The organism is Streptomyces plumbidurans (assembly GCF_019857225.1).
Classification (GTDB): Bacteria; Actinomycetota; Actinomycetes; order Streptomycetales; family Streptomycetaceae; genus Streptomyces; species Streptomyces plumbidurans.
Map to the genome: position 1 here is coordinate 23,797 of NZ_JAFJSY010000005.1, position 24,787 is coordinate 48,583.

28 protein-coding genes are annotated in these 24,787 nt (G+C 71.6%); 16 read left to right on the forward strand and 12 right to left on the reverse strand.

Annotated features, from left to right (window positions below; genetic code table 11):
* Positions 1-27: 27 nt before the first annotated feature.
* Together JYK17_RS04130 and JYK17_RS04135 are read right to left on the reverse strand one after the other, a co-directional pair.
* On the reverse strand, positions 28-1,239 hold the full coding sequence (locus JYK17_RS04130) for an MFS transporter (protein WP_108012426.1): 1,212 nt from the start codon (positions 1,237-1,239) through the stop codon (positions 28-30).
* A 167-nt stretch (positions 1,240-1,406) separates the two neighbouring features.
* Positions 1,407-1,865, reverse strand: coding sequence for a MarR family winged helix-turn-helix transcriptional regulator (locus JYK17_RS04135; RefSeq protein ID WP_222809781.1), 459 nt, complete (start codon positions 1,863-1,865; stop codon positions 1,407-1,409).
* A gap of 158 nt (positions 1,866-2,023) precedes the next feature.
* Between JYK17_RS04135 and JYK17_RS04140 the strand changes: the two genes are divergently transcribed.
* On the forward strand, positions 2,024-2,557 hold the full coding sequence (locus JYK17_RS04140) for a 2'-5' RNA ligase family protein (protein ID WP_222809782.1): 534 nt from the start codon (positions 2,024-2,026) through the stop codon (positions 2,555-2,557).
* Between the two features lie 100 nt (positions 2,558-2,657).
* The gene (locus JYK17_RS04145; RefSeq protein ID WP_222809783.1) at positions 2,658-3,539 is read left to right on the forward strand and encodes an LLM class F420-dependent oxidoreductase; all 882 of its coding nucleotides are present in this window, start codon (positions 2,658-2,660) and stop codon (positions 3,537-3,539) included.
* Here JYK17_RS04145 and JYK17_RS04150 read toward each other — a convergent pair.
* Positions 3,515-3,733, reverse strand: a complete 219-nt coding sequence (locus tag JYK17_RS04150) for a hypothetical protein (RefSeq protein WP_108012430.1) — start codon at positions 3,731-3,733, stop codon at positions 3,515-3,517. The two genes, JYK17_RS04145 and JYK17_RS04150, sit on opposite strands and share 25 nt — an antisense overlap.
* A 114-nt stretch (positions 3,734-3,847) precedes the next feature.
* Between JYK17_RS04150 and JYK17_RS04155 the strand changes: the two genes are divergently transcribed.
* A complete protein-coding gene (locus tag JYK17_RS04155; protein ID WP_108012431.1) occupies positions 3,848-4,747 on the forward strand; it encodes a LysR family transcriptional regulator in 900 nt (299 codons plus the stop codon).
* A gap of 89 nt (positions 4,748-4,836) precedes the next feature.
* Here the strand turns inward: JYK17_RS04155 and JYK17_RS04160 are convergent, their stop codons facing one another.
* A complete protein-coding gene (locus JYK17_RS04160; RefSeq protein WP_108012432.1) occupies positions 4,837-5,400 on the reverse strand; it encodes an NAD(P)H-dependent oxidoreductase in 564 nt (187 codons plus the stop codon).
* Positions 5,401-5,503: 103 nt separating this feature from the next.
* On the opposite strand from JYK17_RS04160, the gene JYK17_RS04165 reads away from it, so the two are divergent.
* Positions 5,504-6,184, forward strand: a complete 681-nt coding sequence (locus JYK17_RS04165) for a TetR/AcrR family transcriptional regulator (protein ID WP_181362465.1) — start codon at positions 5,504-5,506, stop codon at positions 6,182-6,184.
* A gap of 487 nt (positions 6,185-6,671) precedes the next feature.
* Here the strand turns inward: JYK17_RS04165 and JYK17_RS04170 are convergent, their stop codons facing one another.
* Complete coding sequence (locus JYK17_RS04170; RefSeq protein WP_222809784.1) at positions 6,672-7,805, reverse strand: FAD-dependent oxidoreductase; 1,134 nt, start codon at positions 7,803-7,805, stop codon at positions 6,672-6,674.
* 17 nt (positions 7,806-7,822) lie between these two features.
* A complete protein-coding gene (locus tag JYK17_RS04175; protein ID WP_108012435.1) occupies positions 7,823-8,497 on the reverse strand; it encodes a TetR/AcrR family transcriptional regulator in 675 nt (224 codons plus the stop codon).
* A gap of 116 nt (positions 8,498-8,613) precedes the next feature.
* On the opposite strand from JYK17_RS04175, the gene JYK17_RS04180 reads away from it, so the two are divergent.
* The 4 genes from JYK17_RS04180 (at position 8,614) to JYK17_RS04195 (ending at position 12,950) form a co-directional block, all read left to right on the forward strand.
* A complete protein-coding gene (locus JYK17_RS04180) occupies positions 8,614-9,663 on the forward strand; it encodes a LacI family DNA-binding transcriptional regulator (RefSeq protein ID WP_181362466.1) in 1,050 nt (349 codons plus the stop codon).
* A gap of 14 nt (positions 9,664-9,677) precedes the next feature.
* Positions 9,678-10,856: a 4-hydroxybenzoate 3-monooxygenase gene (locus JYK17_RS04185; protein WP_108012436.1), complete on the forward strand. Its 1,179-nt coding sequence runs from the start codon at positions 9,678-9,680 to the stop codon at positions 10,854-10,856.
* A gap of 30 nt (positions 10,857-10,886) precedes the next feature.
* Complete coding sequence (locus tag JYK17_RS04190) at positions 10,887-12,323, forward strand: benzaldehyde dehydrogenase (protein WP_108012437.1); 1,437 nt, start codon at positions 10,887-10,889, stop codon at positions 12,321-12,323.
* An 87-nt stretch (positions 12,324-12,410) separates the two neighbouring features.
* Positions 12,411-12,950, forward strand: a complete 540-nt coding sequence (locus JYK17_RS04195) for a GNAT family N-acetyltransferase (protein ID WP_128801131.1) — start codon at positions 12,411-12,413, stop codon at positions 12,948-12,950.
* Positions 12,951-13,071: 121 nt separating this feature from the next.
* On the opposite strand, the gene trxA is transcribed toward JYK17_RS04195, so the two are convergent.
* The gene (trxA, locus tag JYK17_RS04200; protein WP_108012439.1) at positions 13,072-13,458 is read right to left on the reverse strand and encodes a thioredoxin; all 387 of its coding nucleotides are present in this window, start codon (positions 13,456-13,458) and stop codon (positions 13,072-13,074) included.
* Positions 13,459-13,579: 121 nt separating this feature from the next.
* Here trxA and JYK17_RS04205 point away from each other — a divergent pair, with 121 nt between their 5' ends.
* A complete protein-coding gene (locus tag JYK17_RS04205) occupies positions 13,580-15,013 on the forward strand; it encodes a dihydrolipoyl dehydrogenase family protein (protein ID WP_222809785.1) in 1,434 nt (477 codons plus the stop codon).
* A gap of 64 nt (positions 15,014-15,077) precedes the next feature.
* Here JYK17_RS04205 and JYK17_RS04210 read toward each other — a convergent pair whose 3' ends face one another.
* On the reverse strand, positions 15,078-15,722 hold the full coding sequence (locus tag JYK17_RS04210; RefSeq protein WP_108012441.1) for a peptide deformylase: 645 nt from the start codon (positions 15,720-15,722) through the stop codon (positions 15,078-15,080).
* Between the two features lie 135 nt (positions 15,723-15,857).
* On the opposite strand from JYK17_RS04210, the gene JYK17_RS04215 reads away from it, so the two are divergent.
* Positions 15,858-17,291 carry a PepSY-associated TM helix domain-containing protein gene (locus tag JYK17_RS04215; RefSeq protein WP_222809786.1) on the forward strand — a complete coding sequence of 478 codons (1,434 nt, stop codon included), beginning with the start codon at positions 15,858-15,860 and terminating at the stop codon, positions 17,289-17,291.
* 61 nt (positions 17,292-17,352) lie between these two features.
* Here JYK17_RS04215 and JYK17_RS04220 read toward each other — a convergent pair whose 3' ends face one another.
* The 3 genes from JYK17_RS04220 to JYK17_RS04230 form a co-directional block, all read right to left on the reverse strand.
* Positions 17,353-17,700, reverse strand: coding sequence for a tetratricopeptide repeat protein (locus JYK17_RS04220; RefSeq protein ID WP_128801127.1), 348 nt, complete (start codon positions 17,698-17,700; stop codon positions 17,353-17,355).
* Positions 17,701-17,791: 91 nt separating this feature from the next.
* A complete protein-coding gene (locus JYK17_RS04225) occupies positions 17,792-18,265 on the reverse strand; it encodes a winged helix DNA-binding protein (protein WP_128801126.1) in 474 nt (157 codons plus the stop codon).
* Entirely contained in the window at positions 18,262-18,768 is a 507-nt protein-coding gene (locus JYK17_RS04230; RefSeq protein ID WP_128801125.1) for a MarR family winged helix-turn-helix transcriptional regulator, read from the reverse strand. The genes JYK17_RS04225 and JYK17_RS04230 overlap by 4 nt, the downstream gene beginning before the upstream one ends.
* A 107-nt stretch (positions 18,769-18,875) precedes the next feature.
* Between JYK17_RS04230 and JYK17_RS04235 the strand changes: the two genes are divergently transcribed.
* The 5 genes from JYK17_RS04235 (at position 18,876) to JYK17_RS04255 (ending at position 23,859) form a co-directional block, all read left to right on the forward strand.
* Positions 18,876-19,841 carry a pirin family protein gene (locus JYK17_RS04235; RefSeq protein WP_222809787.1) on the forward strand — a complete coding sequence of 322 codons (966 nt, stop codon included), beginning with the start codon at positions 18,876-18,878 and terminating at the stop codon, positions 19,839-19,841.
* Positions 19,842-19,881: 40 nt separating this feature from the next.
* Complete coding sequence (locus tag JYK17_RS04240; RefSeq protein ID WP_222809788.1) at positions 19,882-20,652, forward strand: SDR family NAD(P)-dependent oxidoreductase; 771 nt, start codon at positions 19,882-19,884, stop codon at positions 20,650-20,652.
* 101 nt (positions 20,653-20,753) lie between these two features.
* Positions 20,754-22,085, forward strand: coding sequence for a competence protein CoiA family protein (locus tag JYK17_RS04245; RefSeq protein ID WP_108012448.1), 1,332 nt, complete (start codon positions 20,754-20,756; stop codon positions 22,083-22,085).
* A 92-nt stretch (positions 22,086-22,177) separates the two neighbouring features.
* Positions 22,178-22,867 carry a helix-turn-helix transcriptional regulator gene (locus tag JYK17_RS04250; protein ID WP_108012449.1) on the forward strand — a complete coding sequence of 230 codons (690 nt, stop codon included), beginning with the start codon at positions 22,178-22,180 and terminating at the stop codon, positions 22,865-22,867.
* 8 nt (positions 22,868-22,875) lie between these two features.
* Positions 22,876-23,859, forward strand: a complete 984-nt coding sequence (locus JYK17_RS04255) for a pyridoxal-phosphate dependent enzyme (protein WP_108012450.1) — start codon at positions 22,876-22,878, stop codon at positions 23,857-23,859.
* Here the strand turns inward: JYK17_RS04255 and JYK17_RS04260 are convergent.
* Positions 23,854-24,249 carry a nuclear transport factor 2 family protein gene (locus tag JYK17_RS04260; protein WP_108012521.1) on the reverse strand — a complete coding sequence of 132 codons (396 nt, stop codon included), beginning with the start codon at positions 24,247-24,249 and terminating at the stop codon, positions 23,854-23,856. The genes JYK17_RS04255 and JYK17_RS04260 overlap by 6 nt on opposite strands.
* A 171-nt stretch (positions 24,250-24,420) precedes the next feature.
* Between JYK17_RS04260 and JYK17_RS04265 the strand changes: the two genes are divergently transcribed.
* Positions 24,421-24,783 carry a cupin domain-containing protein gene (locus JYK17_RS04265; protein WP_108012451.1) on the forward strand — a complete coding sequence of 121 codons (363 nt, stop codon included), beginning with the start codon at positions 24,421-24,423 and terminating at the stop codon, positions 24,781-24,783.
* The last annotated feature ends 4 nt before the right edge of the window (positions 24,784-24,787 follow it).

Genomic DNA, 24,787 nt, shown 5'->3' on the forward strand with positions numbered 1-24,787 from the left:
AAAAGAATGGGGTGATGGCCGGGTGGATCAGTGCCGGGCGGTCGCCGGGACCTGCTCGGCCGGGGTGGACTCCGCCACGCCCCGTCCGGTCGGCCGGGCGCGGCGGTCGAGCGCGGCTGCCAGGAAGGAGAGCAGCAGCGCCGTACCGGACAGCAGAGCGCCGACCCAGTTCGGTGACGTGTAGCCGAGCCCGGCCGCGATGACGACGCCGCCCAGCCAGGCGGCCAGCGCGTTGCCGAGGTTGAAGGCCCCGATGTTGGCGGCGGACGCCAGGGTCGGCGCGGCCGAGGCCTGGTCGAGTACCCACTTCTGCAGCGGCGGCACCGTGGCGAAGCCCAGCGCCCCGATCAGCGTCAGCGTGATCGCGGCGAGGACCTTGTTGTGGGCGGTCGCCGTGAACAGCAGCAGTGCCAGGGACAGGGCGCCGAGCGCGGTGAACAGCATGGGCATCAGCGCGCGGTCGGCGAACCGGCCGCCGATCAGGTTGCCCAGGAACATGCCGGTCCCGAACAGCACCAGCAGCCAGGTGACCGCGCCGGAGGAGTAGCCGGCGATCTCGGTCATCATCGGCGTGATGTAGGTGATCGCCGCGAAGACACCGCCGTAGCCGAGGACGGTCATCGCCATCGCGAGCCAGACCTGGACGTTGCGGAAGGCGGCGAACTCGACCCGTATGTCGGCGGACTCGGGCCTGCCCGTCTCGGGCACGAGCCGCGCCACGCCGAGCAGGCCGACGATGCCGAGCGAGGCGACACCGGCGAAGGTGACGCGCCAGCCGGCGGCCTGTCCGATGTAGGTGCCCAACGGGACGCCCACGATGTTGGCGACGGTCAGGCCCGTGAACATCAGGGAGATCGCGGAGGCCTTCTTCTCGGGCGCGACCAGATCGGCCGCGACGACGGAGCCGATGCCGAAGAACGCGCCGTGCGCGAGCGAGGCGACGATCCGGCCGATGAGCATCAGGCCGAAGGTGGGGGCGAGCGCGGACAGGGTGTTGCCGACCACGAACAGGCCCATCAGGAACATGAGCATCTTCTTGCGGGAGACCTTGGTGCCCAGGACCGTCAGCAGGGGAGCGCCGAAGACCACGCCCAGGGCGTAGCCGGAGACGAGCCAGCCCGCGGTGGGGATGGAGACGCCGAAGTCGCCCGCGACCTCGGGCAGCACGCCCATGATCACGAATTCCGTGGTGCCGATCCCGAAGGCCCCGATGGCCAGGGCCAGGAGGGCGAGAGGCATGGGGAGTACCTTCCAGGCGATTGCGTGTAACGCTTACGAGCGTTGACAATAATTGCAGACGCGGGATAAATGCAAGCGCGGTGAACGTCTGAGGCGGGTATCACGTGTCTGCAAGTATTTGCCCAGAGGGAAGCCCCCGCCCTGTGGTGCGGGCGGGGGCGTCGTCGTCAGGCGGGCACGCGGAGCGTTTCGACGGCCTTGACCAGCGGGGCGAGTTCCGGATTCTGCGCGGCCGCGTCCAGGGCCTCGCGCAGGGCGGCCTCGTTAGTCGGGCGGGCCTCCTCCAGGAGCTTCAGGCCGGCCTCGGAGACGTTGGTGTAGATGCCGCGCCGGTCGGTGGGGCACAGGTACCGGCTCAGCAGCCCGCGGTCCTCCAGGCGTGTGACCAGGCGTGTCGTGGCGCTCTGGCTCAGTACGACGGCGTCGGCGACCTGCTTCATCTGCAGATGCCCGCCCTCCCCGTCGTGCTGCCGGCTCAGGACGTCGAGCAGGGAGTACTCGCGCACGCTGAGGCCGTGCCCCGACTGCAGGGCGCGCTCGATGTGGGCCTCGATCCTGCCGTGCAGAAGCGAGAGGGCGCACCAGCCCTGGGCGAGGGCGGTGAGCGCCGGATCGGTCGCGGTCATGGGCCTGGGTCCTCCGTCCCGGGTGGGTGCCTTCCAGGATAGGCCAACAGTGAAATTGTCGGCGTTGGCATGTAGTGCGCGTGCGCATGCACACGAGGTGCGCGCGCGTATGTGATGTCCGGTCGCGACGACCGGGGTCCGCCTGGTACACCCATGGGATGGCAGACGACGAATCCGAGCGCTTCGTGGCGGGACAATCGGCGCTGGTGGTGCCCGTGCCGGAGGCGGAACCCCGGGTGCGGGGCCTGCGCAACCGCTTCGACCCCGCGGCCCGCGCCGGCGTACCGGCGCACATCACCGTGCTCTTCCCCTTTCTGCACGCCTCCCTCGTCGACGCCGCGACCTGTGCCGCCCTGGACCAGATCTTCGGACGGTACGAGTCCTTCGACGTGCAGTTCGACAAGTGCGGACGCTTTCCCGGGGTGCTCTATCTCGCACCCGTGCCGGACGCGCCCTTCCGCCGGCTCACCGACGCGGTCGTGGAGCGGTGGCCGGAGGCGTTGCCCTACGGCGGCAAGTACGAGCCCCATCCGCATCTGACGGTCGCCCAGGGACAGGAGGACGCGGTCCTCGACGAGATCGAGTCCGAGTTGCAGCCCGGACTCCCGTTCACGGCCCGCGTGCCCACGGTCGACCTCGTGGTGCACGACGGCACGCACTGGAAGCACCGGGCGTCTTTCGCGCTCCGGTAGCCGGTTCCCCAGCGGTGCGGCTTGCGGCGCTTGACTTCGAGAGTGCTCGAAGACCTAGCGTCGGCGGCGACAACCAGGGTCCGTGCGAACGGAGAACGGTATGCGGGTGGGCGTACACATCAACCGGTTCGACCACAGCGGTGGCGGGCCCGCGCTCGGCGCCGAACTCGCCGCGGCGGGCGCGGCGGCCGATGCGGCGGGGATCAGCTGGATGTCGGTCATGGACCACTACTTCCAGATGGAGTCCAACGGCGGCGCCGAGGCCCCGATGCTGGAGGCCTACACGACCCTCGGCTATCTCGCGGGCCACACCTCCACCGTCCGGCTGGGCGCCCTCGTCACGGGCGTGACCTACCGGCACCCGGGCCTCCTCGTCAAGATCGCCACCTCGCTCGACGTCCTGTCCGGCGGCCGCGCCACCCTCGGCATCGGTGCCGCCTGGTACGACCGTGAGCACCAGGGGCTCGGCGTGCCGTACCCGCCGCCGGCCGAGCGCTTCGAGCGACTGGAGGAGACGCTGCGGATCTGTCTGCAGATGTGGGACCCGCAGGCGAACGGCCCGTTCGAGGGCAAGCACTACCGGCTGGCCGAGACCCTGTGTGTCCCGGCGCCGGTCAGCGACCCCCGCCCCGAGATCATGATCGGCGGGGGAGGGGAGAAGAAGACGCTCCGCCTGGTCGCCCAGTACGCGGACGCCTGCAATCTGATCCCCTCCTCCGCCGACGAGGCCGGGCACAAACTCGATGTGCTGCGCCGGCACTGCGACGATCTGGGGCGCGACTACGGCCGTATCCGCAAGACGATCGCCTACACGGGCCAGGCGGCCACCGAAGGAGACCTGGACGCCTTCATGCGGGACATCGCCGGTTACACCGGGCTGGGCATCGACACGGTGATCCTCACGCCGCGGCTGGGTGAGCCCGCGGCGTGGATCGAGGGCTTCGCGGCCGAGGTCGTTCAGCGACTGGCCCAGCTGGACTGAGGCTCCGCGGGGCGGCTGCGGGAGATGATGCGCGTGCCGCAGCCGTCCACCACCCGGACCTGCAGCGAGCCGCAGCCGCACCGGGTCCACACCGTGCTGCCGGAAGCGGTGCCGTGCCGCGACACGACCCGGAACGGCTCGGCACCGTCGGGCCAGCCGCAGTGCGGGCAGCGAGCGCCGGTCGAGCTGATCATGGCAACTCCTCGTACGTGCTGACTGGTTGGCCGTCGCGACACATCCAGAGTGCGGCCCTACGTCCGTTCACGTCCAGGTTGACTTTATGGACTCCACCTTGAAGCCTGGACTTCATGATTGACCTGCGCCGACTGCATGTCCTCAGGGCGGTGGCCCACTACGGCACGGTCACCGCGGCCGCCAACGCGCTGCACTTCACCACGTCGGCGGCATCCCAGCAGATCCGCCAGCTCGCCCGCGACCTCGACGTCGATCTCCTCGAACCGCAGGGCCGAGGGGTACGGCTCACCCCGGCCGCCGAGAGCCTGCTCGCGCACGCGGACGCCATCCAAGCCCGCTGGGAGCAGGCGGAGTTGGACCTGCGCGCCGAACACGCGCCCGCCGGACCGCTCCGGGTGAGCGGGCCCTCCACAGCCGTGTCGGTGCTGCTGGCCCCGGTGGCGGCGCGCCTGCAGAAGCGGTACGCCCGGCTGTCCGTGCGTATCCAGGAGGTCAGCGGGACCGAGAGCTTCGACCTGCTCTTCGAGGGGGACGCCGACCTGGCCGTCGTCGAGGCCAGCCCGCACAACCCGCCGCTCAACGACGCCCGCTTCGACCAGCAGCCGCTCCTGGACGACCCGTTCGACCTCGTCGTCCACGAGGACCACGCGCTGGCCGGACGCGAGCTGATCGGCCTGTCCGACGCGGCGCACGAGGACTGGATCGCGCCGCTCGCGGACCCCTGCCGTACGCATGTGATGTCGGCGTGCGGCGAGGCCGGCTTCAGCCCCGGCATCGTCCATCACGCCCTGGACTGGAACGTCATCGCCCACCTGGTGGCCAACCGGCTCGGCATAGCGCTCATCCCCCGGCTGGCCCAGCTGACCCCGCACCTGCCGATCACCCGGGTCCGCTGCACCGGAAACCCGCATCGCAAGCTGCTCACCTGCACCCGCCGCGGCGGCCGCGAGCGGCCCGCGGTCGCCGCAGCGCTGGAGGAGCTGCGGGAGCTGGCGGTTACGGCGGTGGCGTGAGCGGTGGCCTGCGGGCCGGGGTTCTTGACGGCGCGAAAGGGGCCGGGGCTCGTCGGCCCCGGCCCCTTTCGGAACTGTGCGGTCGTGGATCAGGCGGCGACGGTCTCGTCCGCGTGGCCGTGCAGACGGGCGACCACCTCGGTCAGCTGCGCGGCGACCTCGGCGTCGTCGGCCGGGTGGGTCTCGGCGAAACGGGTCACCGAGCCGGGGATGGAGAGCTTGACGTCCTCGAGCACCTTGCCGCCGGCGATGCCGATCGCCTTGCGGGTCTCGTCCTGCGCCCACACGCCGCCGTACTGGCCGAACGCGGTGCCGACCACGGCGACCGGCTTGCCGCCGAAGGCGCCGGAGCCGTACGGGCGGGACAGCCAGTCGATGGCGTTCTTCAGGACGGCCGGGATCGTGCCGTTGTACTCGGGGGAGAAGAACAGGAAGGCGTCGGCGGACTGCGCGGCCTCGCGCAGCTTGGCGGCGGGGGCCGGTACGTCGCCCTCGACGTCGATGTCCTCGTTGTAGAACGGGATCTCGGCCAGACCCTCGAAGATCTCGACGTCCGCGCCCTCGGGCGCGAACCTGGCGGCCGCCTCGGCGAGCTGGCGGTTGTGCGAACCGGCGCGAAGACTGCCGACGAGCGCGAGGATGCGGACAGACATGACGACTCCAATGGGGGGCTGAAACATTGCCGTTACGATCCGGACCGAGGTCCGTTTAATTGTTGTAGCACCTTAAGCGGACCGCGGTCCAGTTTTGTTCCCGATGCTTTACGCTGGCTTCATGTCCGCCGCCCTTCCGCCCTTTCCGGCGCCTCAGGAGCCCGTCGGCGAGCCCGGGTTGCTGCAGCTGAGCGCTGCCGACGACGAGCCCTGCCTGCGTGCGGACGCCGCGCGCAACCGGGCCAGGCTGCTGGAGGCCGCCACCCGGCTGATCGCCGAGCACGGTGTGGCTGCCGTCACCATGGAAGGGGTGGCCGCTGCCGCGCAGGTGGGCAAGGGTACGGTCTTTCGCCGGTTCGGCGACCGCACCGGGCTGCTGATGGCGCTGCTCGACCACTCGGCGCGCACACTGCAGGCGGACTTCATGGGCGGGCCGCCGCCGCTGGGCCCCGGCGCGCCGCCGCTGGAGCGGCTGCGGGCGTTCGGCGTGGCCATGCTCTACCGCACGGCCGAACAACTGGATCTGCAACTGGCCGCCCAGCCCGAGCCCTCACGCCGCTTCGTCCACCCCTCGGCCGAGGCCCTCACCATGCACGTCCTGATGCTGCTACGACAGCTCACACCGAACGCCGACTGCGAGCTCCTGGCGCAGTCCCTCATGGGGTACCTCGACCCCGCCCTGATCCACCACCTCACCAGACAGCGCGAGATGCCCATGGAACGACTGGAGACGGGCTGGATCGAACTGGTCGCCAGGGTGACGGGCACCGAGCCACCGGGCTGAGACACACGGCCGGTTCCGGCGCGACCCACTCGGTCGCGGTCGACGCTGACGTCGCTGGTTCCGGCAGGGCCGGTTCGGGCGAGACCGGCTCCGGCGGGTCGGCTTGGGCGTGGTCGGCTCGGGCAAGCCGGGCTCCGGGCATGGCGACTCCGGTGGGTCGGTCGGCGTGGCCGGCTTGTGCGCGGTCGGCTCAAGCGTGACCAGCTCCGGCATGGCAGGTTCGGGCTTGACCGGCCCCGGCAGGGTCGGTTCGGGCGAGACCGGCTCCAGCCGTCGGCTCAGGTGTGGCCCGCTCTCGCGTGGCCGACACCGGGGTGACCAGCACCGCCGGGGTCGGTTCGGGCTCGACCCCCTCCCGCAGGGCTGGTTTCGGCGGGTCGGCTCAGGCGGAACCGCTCCCGCGCGGCCGACTCAAGCATGGTCGGCTCCCGCTCGACTGACTCGGGCGCGGTCGGCTCGGACGCCGGCCGGTTCAGGCGCGGCCGGTTCACGCGTGACTGGCGAACATGTCCAGCAACCCCTGTGGTGCGTCCGCGCGGAACAGCATGGCTCCGCTTTCTGCCGAATCGCGTGCCGAGAGTTCGCTGCGCTGGAACATCTTCTGCTCGTAGGTGGCCAGGGCCTTCTCGGTGTCGTCCGGGTGGGCGGCCAGGGCGAGGCCCAGTTCGGCTCCGTCGAGCAGGGCGAGGTTGGCGCCCTCGCCCGCGAAGGGCGACATCAGGTGCGCCGCGTCACCGAGCAGCGTCACACCGGGCACCCGCGGCCAGCGGTGCCCCACCGGCAGGGCGTGGATGTGCCGCGGCACCAGGGGCCCGTCGGCGTCCGCGATCAAGGCCCGCAGGCTCTTGTCCCAGTCGGCGAAGTGTTCCAGCACCTGCGCACGGGCCGCCTCGCCGTCGGTGAAGTCGATGCCGTCGAGCCACTCCTCGGCGGCCTCCACAGCGGCGTAGACATGCAGGTTCCCGTCGGTCGCGCGGTGTGCGAGGAGACCCCGTCCCGCGCCGAGGGCGAACAGCATGCCGCCGCCGACCACCTCGGCGCTCACGGGGTGGCGCAGGTCCGCGTCCCTGAGGTCCGCCTCGACGAACGAGACGCCGGTGTAGGCGGGCCGGGCGTCCGAGACCAGCGGGCGGACCCGCGACCAGGCGCCGTCGGCGCCCACCAGCAGGCCGGTGGTGAAGACCGTGCCGTCGGCGAGCGTCACCTCGTGCCGGCCGTCGCCGAGGGGGCGCGCGCCGGTGACCTTGGCGCCCCAGCGCACGGCGCCCTCGGGCAGGGAGTTCAGCAGCAGATCGCGCAGGTCGCCGCGGTCGATCTCGGGCCGCCTGCCCCGGTCCCCGTCGGTCTGCTCCATGCGGACCACGGCGTCCTTGTCCAGCACCCGGGTCGCCTCGCCGCCGGGATGGACGAGGGCGCGGAACTCCTCGAACAGGCCCGCGGCGCGCAACGCCACCTGGCCGGAGTCGTGATGGATGTCGAGCATGCCGCCCTGGGTGCGGGCGGCGGGGGAGGCGTCCAGGTCGTAGAGGGCGGCCTCGACGCCGTGCACATGCAGTACACGGGCGAGAGCAAGGCCGCCGAGACCGGCGCCGACGATCGTAATGGGGTGATGCGTCGTCATGTCGTGTCTCCTTGAGGTCAGTTGGGTGCGGGCGCGTGCTCGATGCCGGCGATCAGCGTCCGCAGCGCCCAGGACAGGCGCTCGTGCGGCGCTCCCGACAGCAGCGCGCCGCCGAGCGCCGCGATGTGCGGATGGGTGCGTGCGGACGCGTCGTGCACCACGCGCCGCAGCGCGTCCCAGTCCTCCTCGGACGCCTCGTCCGCGCTGTGCTCGGCGGCGGTCGCGGTCGCGTGCTGCAGCAGCAGGTCCACGCCCCACGCGGCCTGCGCGGGCGGGACACCACCCTCGTCGAGCAGACCCAGCAACGTCTCGATGAGAGCGAGGTAGTTGGGGCCGCTCGGCCGCGCCGTCAGCGCGGAGCGGGCCAGGCTCGGGTGCTCGAAGAGCATCGCGGTGTACGCGGTGAGCACCTGCTCCAGACGCTCCCGCCACGGTCCCTCCGTCGGGGCGGGCCCGACCGTCCCCAGCAGCTCGTCCAGGACCGCCGCGTGCAGCTCCGCGGTGTTGCGGACGTACACGTACAGCGAGGCCGGGCCGGTGTCGAGCTCCTGCGCCAGGCGCCGCATGGTCACCTTCCGCAGTCCCTCGGCGCGCAGCACCGCGGCGGCGGTGGCGACAATGCCCTCCCTGGTCAGGGCGGGCTTGGCGGGGCGCTCACGACGGCTGCGCGGGGAGTCGGGTCGGTCTGTCACGCCTTCACCATAACGAACATGTTCGTTGCGAACAAGTTCGGGACGAACATGTTCGTCGCGTCCCACCGTGCTCCGACCGTGGCCCGCCTGTGGCCCGCGCCACAGGTTCTGCAAAGATGCCGTACGTCATGGTGCAGATACCGAAAACGCCCGCGCACTCCTCGCCCGCATCGCGCTCCGTGCCCACGAGCGCCGATGTGGCCCGCCTGGCCGGCGTCTCGCGCGCCACCGTCTCCTACGTCCTCAACAACACCAGCGCCGTGCGGATCAGCGAGCCCACGCGCCGCCGGGTCCACGAGGCCGCCAAGGAACTCGGGTACGTGCCGCACGCCGCCGCGCGCAGCCTGCGCGCCGGACACAGCCGTATGGTCCTGATGCCCGCCCCCAGCTTCCCGGTCGGCCCCCTCTACAGCCGGTTCATCGGCGAACTCCAGTGGGCGCTCGGCCGCCTCGACTACACCGTCGTGCAGTACGGCTCCGTCGGCGAGTACGGCGACGAGGCCGCCCGTGCCTGGGCCGAACTGCGCCCCGTCGCGGTCCTGGTGCCCGGCGCCGGGCACCTCGGCCCGCAGGGCGTGACCGTGCTCAAGCGCTCCGGCGCACGCGCCGTCGTCACCCTCGGCGCCGAGTCCGTCGACGGCGCCCACGCCCTGCTCATGGACCACGAGACCGTCGGCCACTGCGCCGGCAGCCATCTCTTCGACCGCGGCCGGCGCCGCATCGGCGTCGTCGTCCCCGAGGAGGACGGCCTGGAGTCCTTCTCCCTGGCCCGGCTCGAAGGGGTGCGCCAGGCCCTGCAGGGCACTGACGCCACCGTCACCGAACTGCCCCTCGCCTACGAGGAGGAGTGCGCCACCCGCCTCGCGGCCCGCTGGCGCGACCTCGACCTCGACGCCGTGTTCGCCTACAACGACGAGTACGCGATGCTGCTGATGCGGGCCCTGCAGGACGCGGGCCTGACCATCCCCGAGGACGTGGCCGTCATCGGCGCCGACGACCTGATGCTCGGCCGGCTGCTGCGGCCCCGGCTGAGCACGGTCCACATAGAGCTGCCGTCCGGCCGTGATCTGGCCGAACTGGTCGACCGCGCGGTCCGCAACCCCGGCGCCGCGCCCGAGACGCACAAGGTACTGGGCGCCACGGTGATCCACCGCGACTCCAGCTGAACCGAGGAGGGCCCATGCGTACGACAGTCGGCATCATCGGCGGCGGTCCCGCCGGGCTGCTCCTGGCCCGGCTGCTGCACCGCACGGGCATCGACTGTGTCCTCCTGGAGGCCCGCGACCGGGCGTACGTCGAGCACCGTCAGCGCGCCGGCATGCTGGAACAGGGCACGGTCGACGCCCTTGACGAAGCCGGCGCCGCCGAGCGGCTGCACGCCGAGGGGCTGGTGCACCAGGGCATCGAGCTGCGCTTCGACGGCGAGCGCCACCACATCGACTTCCCCACCCTCACCGGCGGCCGCACCGTCACCATCTACGCCCAGACCGAGATCGTGAAGGACCTCGTCGCCCTCCAACTGGCCGAGGGGCCACCGCTGTTGTTCGAGGCGGAGGCGCTCGCGATCGAGAAGCCGGAGAGCACCTCGCCCGTCGTGCGCTTCGTGCACGAGGGCCGCGAGCAGACCCTGACCTGCGACTGGGTGGTCGGCTGCGACGGCTTCCACGGCATCTCCCGCGACACCTTCCCGGACGCCGTCAGTCACTCGTACGAACGCGACTACCCGTACTCCTGGCTGGGGATCCTCGCCGACGTGGCGCCCTCCTGCGAGGAGCTGATCTACGCGCGCGGTCAGGGCGGTTTCGCCCTGCACAGCATGCGCTCCCCGCATGTCTCACGGCTGTATCTGCAGGTCCCCAACGGCACCGAAGCGGACGACTGGCCCGACGACCGCATCTGGGACGAGCTCTCCGCCCGCTTCGCCATCGACGCCGACTGGACCCTGCGCCGCGGCCCGATCACCGCCAAGTCCGTGACGCCGATGCGCAGTTACGTCCACGAACCGATGCGCCACGGACGGCTGCTGCTGGCCGGCGACGCCGCCCACATCGTGCCGCCGACCGGCGCCAAGGGGCTCAACCTCGCGGTCTCCGACGTCCGCGTCCTCGGCCGCGCCTTCGCCGAACTGCACCGCACGGGCTCGGAGGAACTCCTCGACGCCTACTCGCGGATCTGCCTCGCCCGCGTGTGGCAGGCCACGCGGTTCTCGTACGACATGACTAAGATGTTGCATGCTCAACCAGACGGGGATGCGTTCGAGAGCCGTCTGCAGTTGGCACGTCTGCGCCGGATCGCCGCATCCCGCCATGCGGCCGCCGAACTGGCCGCGAACTACACGGGACTTCCGCTGATGCCGTGAGTCCCGCCGGCGACGAAACGGAGAGCCGTCATGCCGCTGCTCGACCCGAAGACCTGGCAGTCCCGCCCCCTGTCGGGGCCCGAGTACGCCGTCACGGAGCCCGCCACCGGGGACACGCTCGCCACCGTCGCCCTCGCCTCGGCCGAGGACGTCGGCACGGCCGCCGAGGCCGCCCGCGCCGCCCAGACCGCATGGGCGCACCAGCCGCACTTCGTCCGCGCGGGCGTCCTGCGCAAGGCCGGCGACCTGTTCGCGGCACACGCCGACGAACTGCGCGAGTGGATCGTGCGCGAGTCCGGCTCCATCCCCGGCAAGGCCGACTTCGAACTGCACGTCGCCGCCCAGGAGTGCTACGAGGCCGCCGCCCTGGCGTCCCGCCCGGCGGGTCAGGTCCTGCCCACGGAGGCACCGCGGCTGTCGTACACGCGACGCGTCCCGGTCGGCGCGGTGGGCGTGATCGCGCCGTTCAACGCCCCGCTGATCCTCTCGATCCGCTCCGTCGCCCCGGCCCTCGCGCTCGGCAACGCGGTCGTCCTGAAGCCGGATCCGCGCACGGCGGTCTGCGGCGGCCTCTCCCTCGCCGCGGTCTTCGCCGAGGCCGGCCTGCCGGACGATCTGCTGCACGTGCTGCCGGGCGGCCCGGACGTCGGACAGGCGCTGGTCGCCGACCCGCGCGTACCCGTCATCTCCTTCACCGGATCCACCGCGGCAGGCCGCGCGGTCGGCGAGGCGGGCGGCCGCCACCTCAAGCGCGTCCACCTGGAACTCGGCGGCAACTCCGCCATGGTCGTACTGGAGGACGCCGACCTCGACGCCGTGATCTCCACGGCCGCCTGGGGGTCCTTCTTCCACCAGGGCCAGATCTGCATGACGACCGGACGGCACCTCGTCCACCGGTCGATCTACGAGGAGTACGTCGAGCGTCTGGCGGCCAAGGCCGACTCGCTCGCGGTCGGCGACCCGCACCGCGCACAGGTCCACCTCGGCCCCATCATCGACGACGCCCAGCTCACCAAGGTGCACCGGCTCGTGCAGGACAGCACCTCGGGCGGCGCCAGGCTGGCCGCGGGCGGCACCCACGACAGGCTCTTCTACCGGCCCACGGTCATCGCCGGCGTCGACGACCACAGCCCCGCCTACGCCGAGGAGGTCTTCGGGCCCGTCGCACCCGTACGCCCCTTCGGCACCGCCGACGAGGCGGCGGCCCTGGCGGCGAGCGGGGAGTACGGGCTCTCGCTCGGCATCGTCACCCGGGACGCGGCACGCGGTCTGGATCTGGCCGAGCGGATCCCGACCGGGATCGTGCACATCAACGACCAGACGGTCAACGACGAGGCCGTGGCCCCCTTCGGCGGCGTCGCCGCGTCCGGCACCGGCGCCCGCTTCGGCGGCGAGGCCAACCTGGACGCCTTCACCGACGTGCGCTGGACGACGGTGCGCGGCGACGTCGCGCCGTACCCCTACTAGGGCACACCCCTTCTAGGGCACACCCCTTCCCGGGCGTACGGCGAAAGCGGCTGGTCACGGGCGCTCGGCCCGTGATTCCATTCCGCAGTGAAGAGCGAGAACGAGTCCGGCGAAGGCCCCACCCCGAGTGTCCGGTACCGGGCTGATCACGACCTCGGCGACTGTGTGCGGGTGCTGGCAGAGGTCCATGAACACGACGGCTATCCGGTGAACTGGCCCGACCACCCCGGCGCATGGCTCACACCTGACTCGCTCATCGCCTCGTGGGTGGCGGAACTGGACGGCCGCGTCGCCGGACACATCGGCCTGTCCCGGAGCGGAGCGGGAGACGTTGCGCCCGGGCTCTGGAGCGCTCGCGCAGGTGTGGGCATCGACGCGATCGCCGTGGTCAACCGGCTGTTCGTCGCCCCGTCGGCCCGCGGCCACCGGATCGGTGCGTCGCTGATGGAGCAGGCCGTTGCCGAAGCACGGGAGCGCGGCCTGCATCCGGTGCTCGACGTGGTGGCATCCGACACCGCGGCGGCGGCCCTGTACGAGCGGCTCGGCTGGCGGCTGCTGGACACGGTCGAGCAGCAGTGGAGCCCGCAGCAGACGGTGACCGTCCGCTGCTATGCGGCGGCGACCTGACGGCGACCGGCACCGCACACGTACTCAACCGTGTTCCACGGCCCGTCCCGCTCGGGCACGTCCCGCCACAGAGCGCCGGTCCGGGCGCAGCAGGCCCCAGGGCCTGCTGCGAAAGCGGCGCCTACTCGCCGTTCTGCTTTGCCTGGGCCTGCTGCTGCTCGACCGCCTTGCGGACCTCGTCCATGTCCAGGTTCCGGGCCTGACCGATGACGTCGGTGAGGGCTGCCTCGGGCAGTGCGCCCGGCTGCGCGTACACGGCGACCTGGTCGCGGACGATCATCAGCGTCGGGATCGACTGGATGCCGAAGGCCGCGGCCAGCTCCGGCTGCGCCTCTGTGTCGATCTTGCCGAACACCAGGTCGGGGTTTTCCTCGGCCGCCTTCTCGTAGACCGGCGCGAACTGACGGCACGGGCCGCACCAGGACGCCCAGAAGTCGATCAGGACGAACTCGTTGTCCGTGACCGTCTGGTCGAAGTTCTCCTTGGTGAGCTCCACGGTGCTGCTCATGACGCGAATCCCTCTTCCTGCTGTCGATGGCGAAGCCGTCGGCACAACGCGGCCGACCGGTCACGTATTCCGCGCCCCTACCCGTGTGGCCTGAGCGCACACCACCCACCAGACTGACCCCATGACGGAATCGGAAACCATCGCGTACGACGTCGTGGTGCTCGGGGCCGGGCCCGTGGGGGAGAACGTCGCCGACCGCACCCGTGCGGCGGGCCTTTCCACCGCGGTCGTGGAGCGCGAGCTGGTCGGCGGCGAATGCTCGTACTGGGCGTGCATCCCGAGCAAGGCCCTGCTGCGCCCCGCCCTGGCCCGTGCGGACGCTCGCCGGGTCCCCGGCCTGCGCCAGATGGTGCAGGGCCCCCTCGACGCGGCCGAGGTCCTCGCGCACCGCAACTACTACACATCCGACTGGCACGACGACGGCGCGGCCCAGTGGCTGGTCGGCGTCGGCGCCGACCTGTACCGCGGCCAGGGCCGGCTGGACGGCCCCCGTACGGTGACCGTCACCGGTTCCGACGGCGGCCGCAAGGTGCTCACCGCCCGGCACGCCGTCGCCGTCTGCACCGGCACCGACGCCGTGCTGCCGGATCTGCCGGGCCTCGCCGAGGTGGGGCCGTGGACGAGCCGCGACGCCACCAGCGCACAGGAGGTGCCCGGCCGTCTCGTGGTGGTCGGCGGGGGAGTGGTCGCCGCCGAGATGGCCACCGCGTGGCAGGCGCTCGGCTCGAAGGTCACGCTCCTCGTCCGCGGCAAGGGCCTGCTCAACCGCATGGAGCCCTTCGCGGGCGAATTCGTCGCCGAGGCGCTCATCGAGGCCGGCGCCGACGTCCGCACCGGCACCTCGGTCGAGTCGGTCACGCGCGAGAACGGCACGGTCGTGGTGGTCACCGACACGGGCGAGCGCATCGAGGCCGACGAGATCCTCTTCGCCACCGGCCGCAAGCCGCGCACCGAGGACATCGGCCTGGACACGGTCGGTCAGAAGCCGGGCGGCTGGCTGCCGGTCGACGACAGCATGCTGGTGAGCGGCAGCGACTGGCTCTACGCGGTCGGCGACGTCAACCACCGCGCGCTGCTCACCCATCAGGGCAAGTACCAGGCCCGTATCGCGGGTGCCGCCATCGCCGCCCGCGCCTCCGGCGTACCGATCCTGGAGTCGGACGCGTGGGGCGCCCACGCGGCCACCGCCGACCACCACGCCGTACCCCAGGTCGTCTTCACCGACCCGGAGGCGGCGGCCGTCGGCCTCTCCCTCGCGGAGGCGGAACAGGCCGGCTACCGGGTGCGTGCCGTCGACGTCGACATGGCCTCGGCGGCAGGCGCGGGCCTGTACGCCGACGGCTACCGCGGCCGGGCCCGCATGATCGTGGACATGAACGAGGAGATCCTGCGCGGCGTCACCTTCGTCGGACCCGGCGTCAGCGAACTCATCCACTCTGCGACCGTCGCGGTCGCCGGGCAGGTCCCGATCAGCCGCCTCTGGCACGCCGTCCCGTCGTTCCCGACGATCAGCGAGGTGTGGCTGCGGCTGCTGGAGACCTACCGCGACAACTGACGTACCCGCAAAGAGAGTTCGGCGCCCCCGCCCGCAGGCCGACGTGGCGGGGGCGCCGCTTTCGCTACGGCAGTGGGAACCCGAGCGCCCGCGCCGCCTCGTCCGGAACCGGTTGGGTCCACCGCTGGGCCATCACCTCGTTCGACGACAGCGACCGCAGCTCCGCGCGGTCGAGGTACAGCGTCCCGTCGAGGTGGTCCGTCTCGTGCTGGACGATCCGCGCGGGCCAGTCGCGGAAGACCTCGTCCAGCGCGCGGCCGTGCTCGTCCTCGCCGGTCAGCCGCACCTCGCTGTGCCGCGCCACCACCGCCGCCCAGCCCGGCACGCTCAGACAGCCCTCGAAGAAGGCCGCCCGCCGCGAACCGACCGGCTCGTACGAGGGGTTGACCAGCACCCGGAACGGCTGCGGCACCCGGCCGCGGGCCTGCCGCACCTCGTCGGGCACCTCGGCCGGGTCCTCGATCACCGCGATCCGCAGCGGCACACCGACCTGCGGCGCGGCCAGTCCCACGCCCGGCGCCGCACGCATCGTGACGTGAAGAGCCTCGACGAAGCGGGCCAGCAGCGCCGAGTCGAGCTGTCCGTCGAAGCGCTCGGTGCCGCGCCGCAGCACCGGGTCCCCGGCGGCGACGATGGGCAGCGGGCCACCGGCGGCGAGCAGTGCCTCGACCTGCTCGGCAAGAGGCGGATGATTGGGGGGAGTTGCCATCGGCCCAGGATGCCACGGGACCCACGGCGCGCCATGTGGCAGACCCCACGTGGCACCCGGGGAACTCGGCGCCTCCTCCCTCCGACTACTGGACCGCTACGCCACTCCTGTCCCCGTCCCCCGGAGCAGCCGCCGATGTCCACTGCCCCCTCGACGTCCCCCTCTCACGGCTCCGATCGAGCGGAGGGACCCCCATCGGACGAAGCCCCGCAACCGGCCACCGCCCCAACCCCGTCCCCCAGCCGCTGGGCGCCCCTGCGCCCCCTGCTGCTGCGCCTGCACTTCTACGCCGGAGTGCTCGTCGCGCCCTTCCTGCTCCTCGCGGCGGTCACCGGATTCCTGTACGCCGGAGCGTTCCAAGCCGAAAAGCTGCTCTACGCGCACGAGTTGACCGTCGCGCAGGTCGGCCACACCGAGTTGCCGATCTCCGAGCAGGTGACGGCCGCCCGCAAGGCCCACCCGGAAGGCACCGTGTCGGCGATACGGCCGGCTCCGAAGGCCGATGCCACCACCCGCGTGCTGCTGTCCGGCGTCAAGGGCGTCGACCCCGACCACTCCCTCGCCGTCTTCGTCGACCCGTACACCGGCGAGGTGCGCGGCGCCCTGGAACAGTACGGCGCGACCGGTGCCCTGCCGCTGCGCACCTGGATCGACGAGTTCCACCGCGATCTGCACCTCGGTGAGACCGGCCGCCTCTACAGCGAGTTCGCCGCGAGCTGGCTGTGGGTGATCGCGGGCGGCGGTCTGGTGCTGTGGTTCTCCCGTCGCCGCGCCCTGCGCAAGGTCCGCGGCACCAGCGGTCGGCGCCGCACGCTCGGCCTGCACGGCACGATCGGCGTCTGGGCCGCCGCCGGGTTCGTCTTCCTCTCGGCCACCGGTCTGACCTGGTCGACGTATGCCGGCGCCAACATCGACGAACTGCGCACCTCGCTGGGCCAGGCCACCCCGTCCGTCTCCGCGGCGGCCGGCGGCGCGCACGCGGGCCACGGCGCTTCCGCGCCCATGGGAGGCGGCGAGCACGGCGTGGGCCTCGACAAGGTGCTCGCGGCGGCCCGCGCCGAGGGCCTGGGCAACCCGGTGGAGATCGTGCCGCCCGCCGACGCGCACTCGGCGTATGTGGTGCAGCAGGTGCAGCGCAGCTGGCCCGAGAAGCAGGACTCCGTCGCCGTCGACCCGACCAGCGGCGAGGTCACCGACGTACTGCGCTTCGACGACTATCCGCTGCTCGCCAAGCTGACCCGCTGGGGCATCGACCTGCACACGGGCACGCTGTTCGGCCTGGTCAACCAGATCGCCCTGATGCTGCTCGCGCTCGCCCTGATCCTGCTGATCGTCTGGGGCTACCGCATGTGGTGGCAGCGCGGTCGTGGCTCCGCCTTCGGCAGGCCCGTCCCGCGCGGCGCCTGGCAGCAGGTGCCTCCGCAGCTCCTCGTCCCGGCGGCCGCGGTCGTCGCGGTCCTCGGCTACTTCGTGCCGCTGCTCGGGATCACGCTGGCCGCCTTCGTCGTCGTGGACGTCGTACTGGGCGAGATTGCGCACCGACGCGCCCGGCGCACGGCAGCAGGATGACGAAGGCCGGGCCCGGCCCCTGTGGGGAACCGGGCCCGGCCGTGGTGCGGCGCGACCTCGCTCAGGCCTGCTCGAAGTCGCCCGCCAGCGCCGAGGCGATGCGCAGATGCGTGTCGGCCTCGTCCTGCCGTCCCTGCCGCTCCAGAGTGCGGCCGAGCATCAGCCGGGCGTAGTGCTCCACCGGGTCGCGCTCGACGATGACACGCAACTCGGACTCCGCACGGCGCAGTTGGGCCGAGTGGTAGTAGGAGCGCGCCAGCAGCAGCCGCGGTCCGGTCTGCTCGGGCACCTCCTCGACCAGGCCGCCCAGCACGCGCGCCGCGGCGGCGTAGTCCTTGGCGTCGAAGAACGTCCGCGCGCGCTCCCAGCGCTCCGCCGGTGTTCCGTGGTCGTAGTACGTCGTGTCCACTCGTGACCTCCTTCGAGGCCCACAACGGATCAGGAGTGGTTCAATATTCCACTACTTGATTCCACTACTTGGGTCGGGTCACTTGGGTGGGTCACTCGGTGAGGGCCGCGAGCTCCGCGTCCGCCCGTTCGGTGATGAGCGTCAGCACGCGTCCGGCGGCGGCGAGGTCCTCCGTGGAGATGCCGGCGTAGATGCGGGCCGTGATCGGTGCGGTCTCCGCCGAGGTCGTCTCGTACGCCTCCCGTCCGGCGTCCGTGATCCGCACCAGGGACGGCTCCTCGGGGGCCAGCAGCCCTGCCGCGATCAGCTCGTCCACCACGGAGTCCGCCTCCGTCGTGTCGATCTTCAGCGAGCCGGTGATGCCGTCGGTGACGGCGCTGCGCCCGACCGGGCCCTCGGCGACGGCGGCGAGCCGGAGCGTGACGGACTGCTGGAAGGTAATGCCGTGACGGGCCAGCACCTTTTCCAGGAGGGCGCGGCCCGCGTAGTGGGCCAGGGCGATGGTCCTGGGGTCCAGCAGGGGAGAGGTGGTTGGAGTGGGAGTGGTGGGAGTGGTGGTGGTCATGACTGCTCCTTGTCGGAATCGCTGTCCATGGCTGGATGGTCGAGCGCTGCATGGTCGAGCGGTGCGTCGAGCAGGGTCACGAGGTCGCGGCTGAACTCCCGTGCGCGCGGGCTGTCGAGACCGCCGAGCGGCCGGAGCAGCTGCTGCAGCAGTCCGTGTACGACCTCGATGGCGCGTCCGGTGACCTCCTGGCCCTGTTCGGTCAGGGCCAGTTGCACGGCGCGGGGGTCCCGGGGGTCCCGGGTGCGCTCCAGCAGGCCGGCCGCCTCCAGGGCGCGGGCCAGCTTGGACACGTAGAGCGGTTCGAGCCCGGTGCGGTCGGCGAGCCGGCGCTGGCTGGGGCGCTCTCCGCCGCGCTGCATGCCGTACAGCGAGGCCACCAGCGAGTACTGGGCGTGGGTGAGTCCGAGCGGGGCGACCGCCCGGTCGACGGCCACACGCCACTTCATCGACAGACGCCACACCAGGAAGCCGGGCGTCGCCTTCTCGAAACCTTGGCTCATGACAAATACGGTACATGGCTACTATAGCCATGGCTACTATTTGCGGCGGGCCGCACCGCCCGGGTGACGGACTGACGCGACGCCCGCGACAGGACTACCTTGGCGCCATGAGCAATCTTGATCGCGAGCCCGTGCCCGCTCTGTGCGGCGGCCGCGGCTTCGTGGTGGCGGAGCCCGTGCGTGAACTCCTCAGCCCCCGCCGCGTCAAGCTCGGCGAGTCGACCGAGGTCCGCCGGCTGCTGCCCAACCTGGGCCGCCGCATGGTCGGCGCCTGGTGCTTCGTCGATCACTACGGCCCCGACGACATCGCCGACGAGCCCGGCATGCAGGTGCCACCGCACCCCCACATGGGCCTGCAGACCGTCAGCTGGCTGCACGAGGGCGAGGTGCTGCACCGCGACTCCACCGGCAGCCTGCAGACCATCCGCCCCCGCGAACTGGGCCTGATGACCTCGGGCCGGGCGATCAGCCACTCCGAGGAGAGCCCCCGCCCGCACGCCCGTCTGCTGCACGGCGCGCAGCTGTGGGTGGCCCTGCCCGACGACCACCGGCACACCGACCCGCGCTTCGAGCACCACGCCGAACTGCCCCTCGTCACCGCGCCCGGCCTCAGGGCCGCGCTGATCCTGGGCGACCTCGACGGCGCGACCTCGCCCGGTACGACGTACACCCCGATCGTCGGCGCCGACCTGGCCCTCGCGCGGGGCGCGGACGTACGGCTGCCGCTCCAGCCGGACTTCGAGTACGCCGTGCTCTCCATGTCCGGCGAGGCGCACGTCGACGGTGTGCCGCTGCTGCCGGGCTCGATGCTCTACCTCGGCTGCGGTCGCGCCGAACTGCCGCTGCGCGCCGAGTCGGAGGCGGGGCTGATGCTCCTGGGCGGTGAGCCGTTCGAGGAGGAGCTGATCATGTTCTGGAACTGGATCGGCCGCACACAGCAGGAGATCGAACAGGCCCGCACGGACTGGATGACCGGCACGCGCTTCGGCGAGGTCAAGGGCTACGACGGCGACCCGCTCCCGGCGCCCGAACTGCCCCCGGTCCCGCTGAAGCCGCGGGGCAGGGTCCGCTGACCGTGCGGCACTTCAGGCGAAGCACGTGGGGGAGCGGGCCGTGAACCGGCACAGGGGCGTACTGGTGACCGGCGGCTCGCGGGGCATCGGCCGGGCGATCGCGCTGGCCTTCGCCGAAGGCGGCGACCGCGTCGCGATCCAGTACGCCGGCCGCCGCTCGGACGCCGAGGAGACCCTGCGGCAGTTGCCCGGCGAAGGACACGCACTGCTCCAGGCGGACCTGGGCGATCCCGACGCGGCCGAGCGGCTGGTGGCCGAGGCGGTGACCGCGCTGGGCGTGGTGGACGTACTGGTGAACAACGCGGGTCTCGCGCCCACGGCGGACACCCGGCACACGATCTCCGACGTCCCGCTGGCCGACTGGCAGCGGATCTGGCGCCGTATGGTCCAGGTCAACCTGCTCCGTGCGGCCGACCTGAGCTGGGCCGTCGCCCGCCACCTGATCGACCGCGGCGCGCACGGAGCGATCGTGAACATCGGCTCACGCGGCGCGTTCCGCGGAGAACCGGACTTCCCGGCCTACGGGGCGACCAAGGCCGCACTGCACGCCCTCGGCCAGTCGTTGTCCGTGGCACTGGCCCCGCACGGCATCTCCGTCACCTCCGTCGCGCCCGGATTCGTGGCCACCGAGCGGCAGGCCGCGAAGCTGTCCGGACCGGAGGGCGAACGGCTGCGGCAGGAAAGCCCCTTCGGCAGGGTCGGCACCCCGGCCGAGATCGCCGCCACGGTCCATTTCCTGGCATCTCCCGCGGCAGTCTGGGCCTCGGGCACCGTCGTCGACGTCAACGGCGCGTCCTACCTGCGCACTTGACCTGTCCGACCGCGCGGGTATGCGTGAAGCGGGTATGCGTGAAATGGGGCTGACGATCAAGGAAAAGGCCCATTGTCAGTGGTGCGTCCTACTCTCGCAATATGACCTACAGCGTCTGGCACAGGGGCCTCGGTATCACGCTCGATCTGACCGAGGCGGATCTCGGGCACCCCGAATACCCGGGGCTGCTCGACGAGATCTACGGCAATTACCAGCCCGATCTTCTCTACTGCCTGGAAGCCCACGAGGACGAAGGGTTCGTCTGCCCCGGCTTCATGGCCATCCGCAAGGTCAGCGGCCGCCCGCACGCCATGCATGTGGCAAAAGGGGAACGCCCCGAGACAAAGGCGGAAAGCGATCTCCACAAAGCGCTCAGGGATTACACGGCCGGGGTCGCCTCAAACGAGGGATTCCGGGTGACACGGGCGGAAGACGCCGGCGGCGGAAAACGGCGTACGGACGTGACGGTGGAAGGCGCCGGCGAACACCGGCTCGCGTATGAAATTCAGCTCGCGGCGATAGCGGGCGGCTCCGTGGACGAGCGCACCCGTGGCGCCCGCGGGCAGGGCCTCACCCCGTTGTGGCTCGTCAACAACGAGAACGCGATCCCCATCGACCGCGCCCCCTGGGCCCGGCTGAACGTGCAGAGCTGGCGCGACGTCACCGACCGCGCCGCCCTGCCGGTGCGCGGAGGCATCAAGCATCTGCACATGTCCCGCTGCGACTGGAGCAACCCGGTGCCGTGCCGCCGCCGGGGCGCCGGCCGCTGCGGCGGCAGGCACGCGCTGTGGGAGCCGGTGCGGGGCCTGTACTACGACGACGTCATCCGCCGTACCGCCACCGGCGAACTCGTCTCGCTCTATCTGCCCCACCCGGCGGGCCGCCGCGGCTGGCACATGTGGGTCACCCCGGCCGACAAGGAGGAGTTCCTCGAAGGCCGCCCCGAGCCCGTACCGGGCGCGCCGCCACAGAGCCCGCCTGACGGCGCGCCGCTGCTGCCCGCTCCCCGGGTGGAGGCGGGGTCCGACGGATCGGCCGAGGGCGTGCACTCCGAGCTCACCCGGGCGCGCGACGACGAGCGGCCCATCGACGCCTCGCTCTGGCACACCGAACCGGGACCGGCCGCCTTCTCCCGGCCGTTCACGGTGGGCGAGTTCGTCATACCGGGCGACCTCGTGGCAGCACGGCGCACCTTCACCCGGGCCCTGGAGCACAGCGCCGACATCGCGGCGCATCTGCCCAGCGGCGCGGACATCGTGGAGGGACGCGCCGAGATCACCGCGGAGCAGCGCGAGCGGCTTGGCAACGCCCGCGAGCGCTGCCGGCGCCTGGCCGAGGAGATGCACACCCATCCCTGGTGGGAGACCGTCGGTGATCGTCACGCCGCGCGCGAGGCACTGACGTATGCGGCCACTCACGACTCCGCGTTCTAGATGCATCGACCGGGAGCGGTGGTCTCCCGGTGGACGGAAGGCTGGACAGGTTGGAATATCCGTCCAACGACTGGACTGTTAGTCTAAGAGGCATGACCGCCCACCAGACCACGGAGATCGAGGACGCCGAGCGCGATGCGATCCTCGCCGCGCTGCGTCCCGTCGTCGACGGACTCGTGGCCACCTTCGGCCCGATGTGCGAGGTCGTCCTGCACGACTACCGGCGGCCGGAGCAGTCGGTCGTCGCCGTGGCCGGTTCGGTGACCGGGCGGGCCGTGGGCGGGGCGATGAGCGAGATCGGCATGCGGATGCTCGCGCGCGGCGACGAAGCCGCGGACGACCTGAACTACGTCACCCGCACCGGAGCCGGAAAGCTGGTCAAGTCCTCCACGATGGTGCTGCGCGACTCCACGGGAGCGGTGTTCGGCGCCCTGTGCGTCAATGTCGACATCACCGTGGTCAACGAGGCGCAGGCGCTGCTCGGCGCGCTGGCCGGCCCCTCCGCGGCAGCCGCCGAACCACCGGTCACCGCCTTCGGCAACGACATCGACTCCGTCGTGGACGCCATCCTCGACGCCCACCGGCTCGGGCATCACCAGAGCTGGTCCGGGCTCGACCGCACCGAACGCCTCGACCTGTTCCACAGCCTCGACGAGCACGGTGTGTTCGCCGTGCGCCGGGCGGTCGAACACGTCGCCGCCCGGCTCGGCATCTCCCGTGCCTCGGCCTACAGCTATCTCTCCCAGGCGCGTGCCGCCACCGACCCGACCACCACCACCTAAGGACACGCGTGACGACCACCACCGCACCGGTCACCCTCGACTCCATCCGCGACGCCGCCGCCCGGCTCAAGGGCATCGCCCACCGCACCCCGGTGCTCCGCTCCCGGACCCTCGACGCACTCGTCGGCGCCGAGGTCCACCTCAAGTGCGAGAACTTCCAGCGCGTGGGCGCCTTCAAGTTCCGCGGCGCCTACAACGCGGCCTCCCGGCTCACCCCGGAGCAACTGTCCCGGGGCATCGCCGCCTACTCCTCCGGCAACCACGCCCAGGCCGTCGCCCTCGCCGCCCGCGAACTCGGCACCTCCGCCGTGATCGTCATGCCCGAGGACACCCCGGCCTCCAAGCGCGGGGCCACCCTCGGCTACGGCGCCGAGGTCGTCACCTACGACCGCTACACCGAGGACCGTGTCGCGGTCGGCGAAGCCCTGGCCGCCGAGCGCTCCCTCGCCCTCATCCCGCCCTACGAGCACCCGCACGTACTGGCAGGACAGGGCACCGCGGCCCTCGAACTCCTGGAGGAGACGGGCGAGTTGGACGCCCTGATCGTGCCCGTCGGCGGCGGGGGACTGATCGCCGGCTCCGCCACGGCGGCCAAGGGGCTGTACCCCGCGACCCGGGTGCTCGGCGTCGAGCCGGAGGCCGGGGACGACACCAAGCAGTCCCTCGAGGCGGGACGGCGCGTCACCATTCCCGTACCGCGCACGATCGCCGACGGGCAGGCGGCCGAGACGCCCGGCGAGCTGACGTTCTCCGTCAACCGCAGGCTCGTCGACGGGATCGCCCTCGTGTCCGACGACGAGATCCGGGACGCCATGCGCTTCGCGTTCGAGCGCCTGAAGATCGTCGTCGAGCCGAGCGGTGCCACCCCGCTGGCCGCGCTGCTCGCCGGACGCGTGGAGTCCCTGCCGCCGCGGATCGGAGTCGTCCTCTCCGGCGGCAACGTGGACGCGGACCGCTTCGCCCGGCTGTGCGGCCGGGCGGCGCGGTCATGACCAGAACGCGTCGTCCGCGTCGATGTTCTCGACGCACTCGTCTAGATCGGTGATCTTGTCCCCGACGATCCGGAAGACGATCCCTCCGTTCTGGTCCAGGCTCTTGTCACCGCGCCGTGCGGTGGCGTGGTGCAGGGAGACGGCGTGGCCTCGGCCGTCCACCAGCACGGTGCGCAGTTCGACCCTGAAGGTGCCGCCCGTCTGCTCCATGAGCTTGCCGTAGTGGCCGAGGACCGCGTCGACCCCCTTGAAGTCCCCGGACAGCGGGTGGCTGCCGGGCGCATGCTGCGAGGCGTCGCTCGTCATCAGCGAGCGCAGAGTGTCCATGTCACCGCGTGAGAAGGCTTCGTAGCCCTTGCGGATGAGCAGTGCGTGAGGGTGTTCGGCCACGATGATCGCCACCTTTCTGGTGTTTCGGCGACTGCGGCTCTCGCATCAGTCTGCTCCTTTATGCCGGACTTGTCCGCTGCTCTGCGAAGCCCGTGTTCACCCGAATGGCGGTGCCGACTGGACGGGCGGACGATGGTGTGGTGGGCGGGGCCGGCACGGAAGGGAGCCGTCATGATCGAGGTCAAGGCTGTCGACAAGCCGGACGAACGGCGCGATTTCCCGCGCGGCCATCTGGAAGCCGTCCATATGACCGGACTCGACTTCGCGGTGGGTACGTTCGAGCCGGGCTGGCGCTGGTCGGAGTCCGTGGCGCCGATCGCCGGGACACAGAGCTGCCAGGTCCATCACAACGGTTACTGCGTATCGGGACGCATGCACGTCCGCATGGACGACGGCGGCGAACGCGAGGTGGGACCGGGCGACGTCTTCGTCATCAGCCCCGGGCACGACGCCTGGATCGTCGGCGACGAACCGTGCGTGGTGTACGACTTCGCGGGCACCATGGCGACGGACTACGCCAAGGCCAAGGAGTAGGGGC

Excerpts from the sequence above, each read along its gene's own strand:
- JYK17_RS04130 (WP_108012426.1), bottom strand. The coding sequence starts at position 1,239 with ATGCCTCTCGCCCTCCTGGCCCTGGCCATCGGGGCCTTCGGGATCGGC.
- JYK17_RS04135 (WP_222809781.1), bottom strand. The coding sequence starts at position 1,865 with ATGACCGCGACCGATCCGGCGCTCACCGCCCTCGCCCAGGGCTGGTGC.
- JYK17_RS04140 (WP_222809782.1), top strand. The coding sequence starts at position 2,024 with ATGGCAGACGACGAATCCGAGCGCTTCGTGGCGGGACAATCGGCGCTG.
- JYK17_RS04145 (WP_222809783.1), top strand. The coding sequence starts at position 2,658 with ATGCGGGTGGGCGTACACATCAACCGGTTCGACCACAGCGGTGGCGGG.
- JYK17_RS04150 (WP_108012430.1), bottom strand. The coding sequence starts at position 3,733 with ATGATCAGCTCGACCGGCGCTCGCTGCCCGCACTGCGGCTGGCCCGAC.
- JYK17_RS04155 (WP_108012431.1), top strand. The coding sequence starts at position 3,848 with ATGATTGACCTGCGCCGACTGCATGTCCTCAGGGCGGTGGCCCACTAC.
- JYK17_RS04160 (WP_108012432.1), bottom strand. The coding sequence starts at position 5,400 with ATGTCTGTCCGCATCCTCGCGCTCGTCGGCAGTCTTCGCGCCGGTTCG.
- JYK17_RS04165 (WP_181362465.1), top strand. The coding sequence starts at position 5,504 with ATGCTTTACGCTGGCTTCATGTCCGCCGCCCTTCCGCCCTTTCCGGCG.
- JYK17_RS04170 (WP_222809784.1), bottom strand. The coding sequence starts at position 7,805 with ATGACGACGCATCACCCCATTACGATCGTCGGCGCCGGTCTCGGCGGC.
- JYK17_RS04180 (WP_181362466.1), top strand. The coding sequence starts at position 8,614 with ATGCCGTACGTCATGGTGCAGATACCGAAAACGCCCGCGCACTCCTCG.
- JYK17_RS04185 (WP_108012436.1), top strand. The coding sequence starts at position 9,678 with ATGCGTACGACAGTCGGCATCATCGGCGGCGGTCCCGCCGGGCTGCTC.
- JYK17_RS04190 (WP_108012437.1), top strand. The coding sequence starts at position 10,887 with ATGCCGCTGCTCGACCCGAAGACCTGGCAGTCCCGCCCCCTGTCGGGG.
- trxA (WP_108012439.1), bottom strand. The coding sequence starts at position 13,458 with ATGAGCAGCACCGTGGAGCTCACCAAGGAGAACTTCGACCAGACGGTC.
- JYK17_RS04205 (WP_222809785.1), top strand. The coding sequence starts at position 13,580 with ATGACGGAATCGGAAACCATCGCGTACGACGTCGTGGTGCTCGGGGCC.
- JYK17_RS04210 (WP_108012441.1), bottom strand. The coding sequence starts at position 15,722 with ATGGCAACTCCCCCCAATCATCCGCCTCTTGCCGAGCAGGTCGAGGCA.
- JYK17_RS04215 (WP_222809786.1), top strand. The coding sequence starts at position 15,858 with ATGTCCACTGCCCCCTCGACGTCCCCCTCTCACGGCTCCGATCGAGCG.
- JYK17_RS04225 (WP_128801126.1), bottom strand. The coding sequence starts at position 18,265 with ATGACCACCACCACTCCCACCACTCCCACTCCAACCACCTCTCCCCTG.
- JYK17_RS04230 (WP_128801125.1), bottom strand. The coding sequence starts at position 18,768 with ATGAGCCAAGGTTTCGAGAAGGCGACGCCCGGCTTCCTGGTGTGGCGT.
- JYK17_RS04235 (WP_222809787.1), top strand. The coding sequence starts at position 18,876 with ATGAGCAATCTTGATCGCGAGCCCGTGCCCGCTCTGTGCGGCGGCCGC.
- JYK17_RS04245 (WP_108012448.1), top strand. The coding sequence starts at position 20,754 with ATGACCTACAGCGTCTGGCACAGGGGCCTCGGTATCACGCTCGATCTG.
- JYK17_RS04250 (WP_108012449.1), top strand. The coding sequence starts at position 22,178 with ATGACCGCCCACCAGACCACGGAGATCGAGGACGCCGAGCGCGATGCG.
- JYK17_RS04265 (WP_108012451.1), top strand. The coding sequence starts at position 24,421 with ATGATCGAGGTCAAGGCTGTCGACAAGCCGGACGAACGGCGCGATTTC.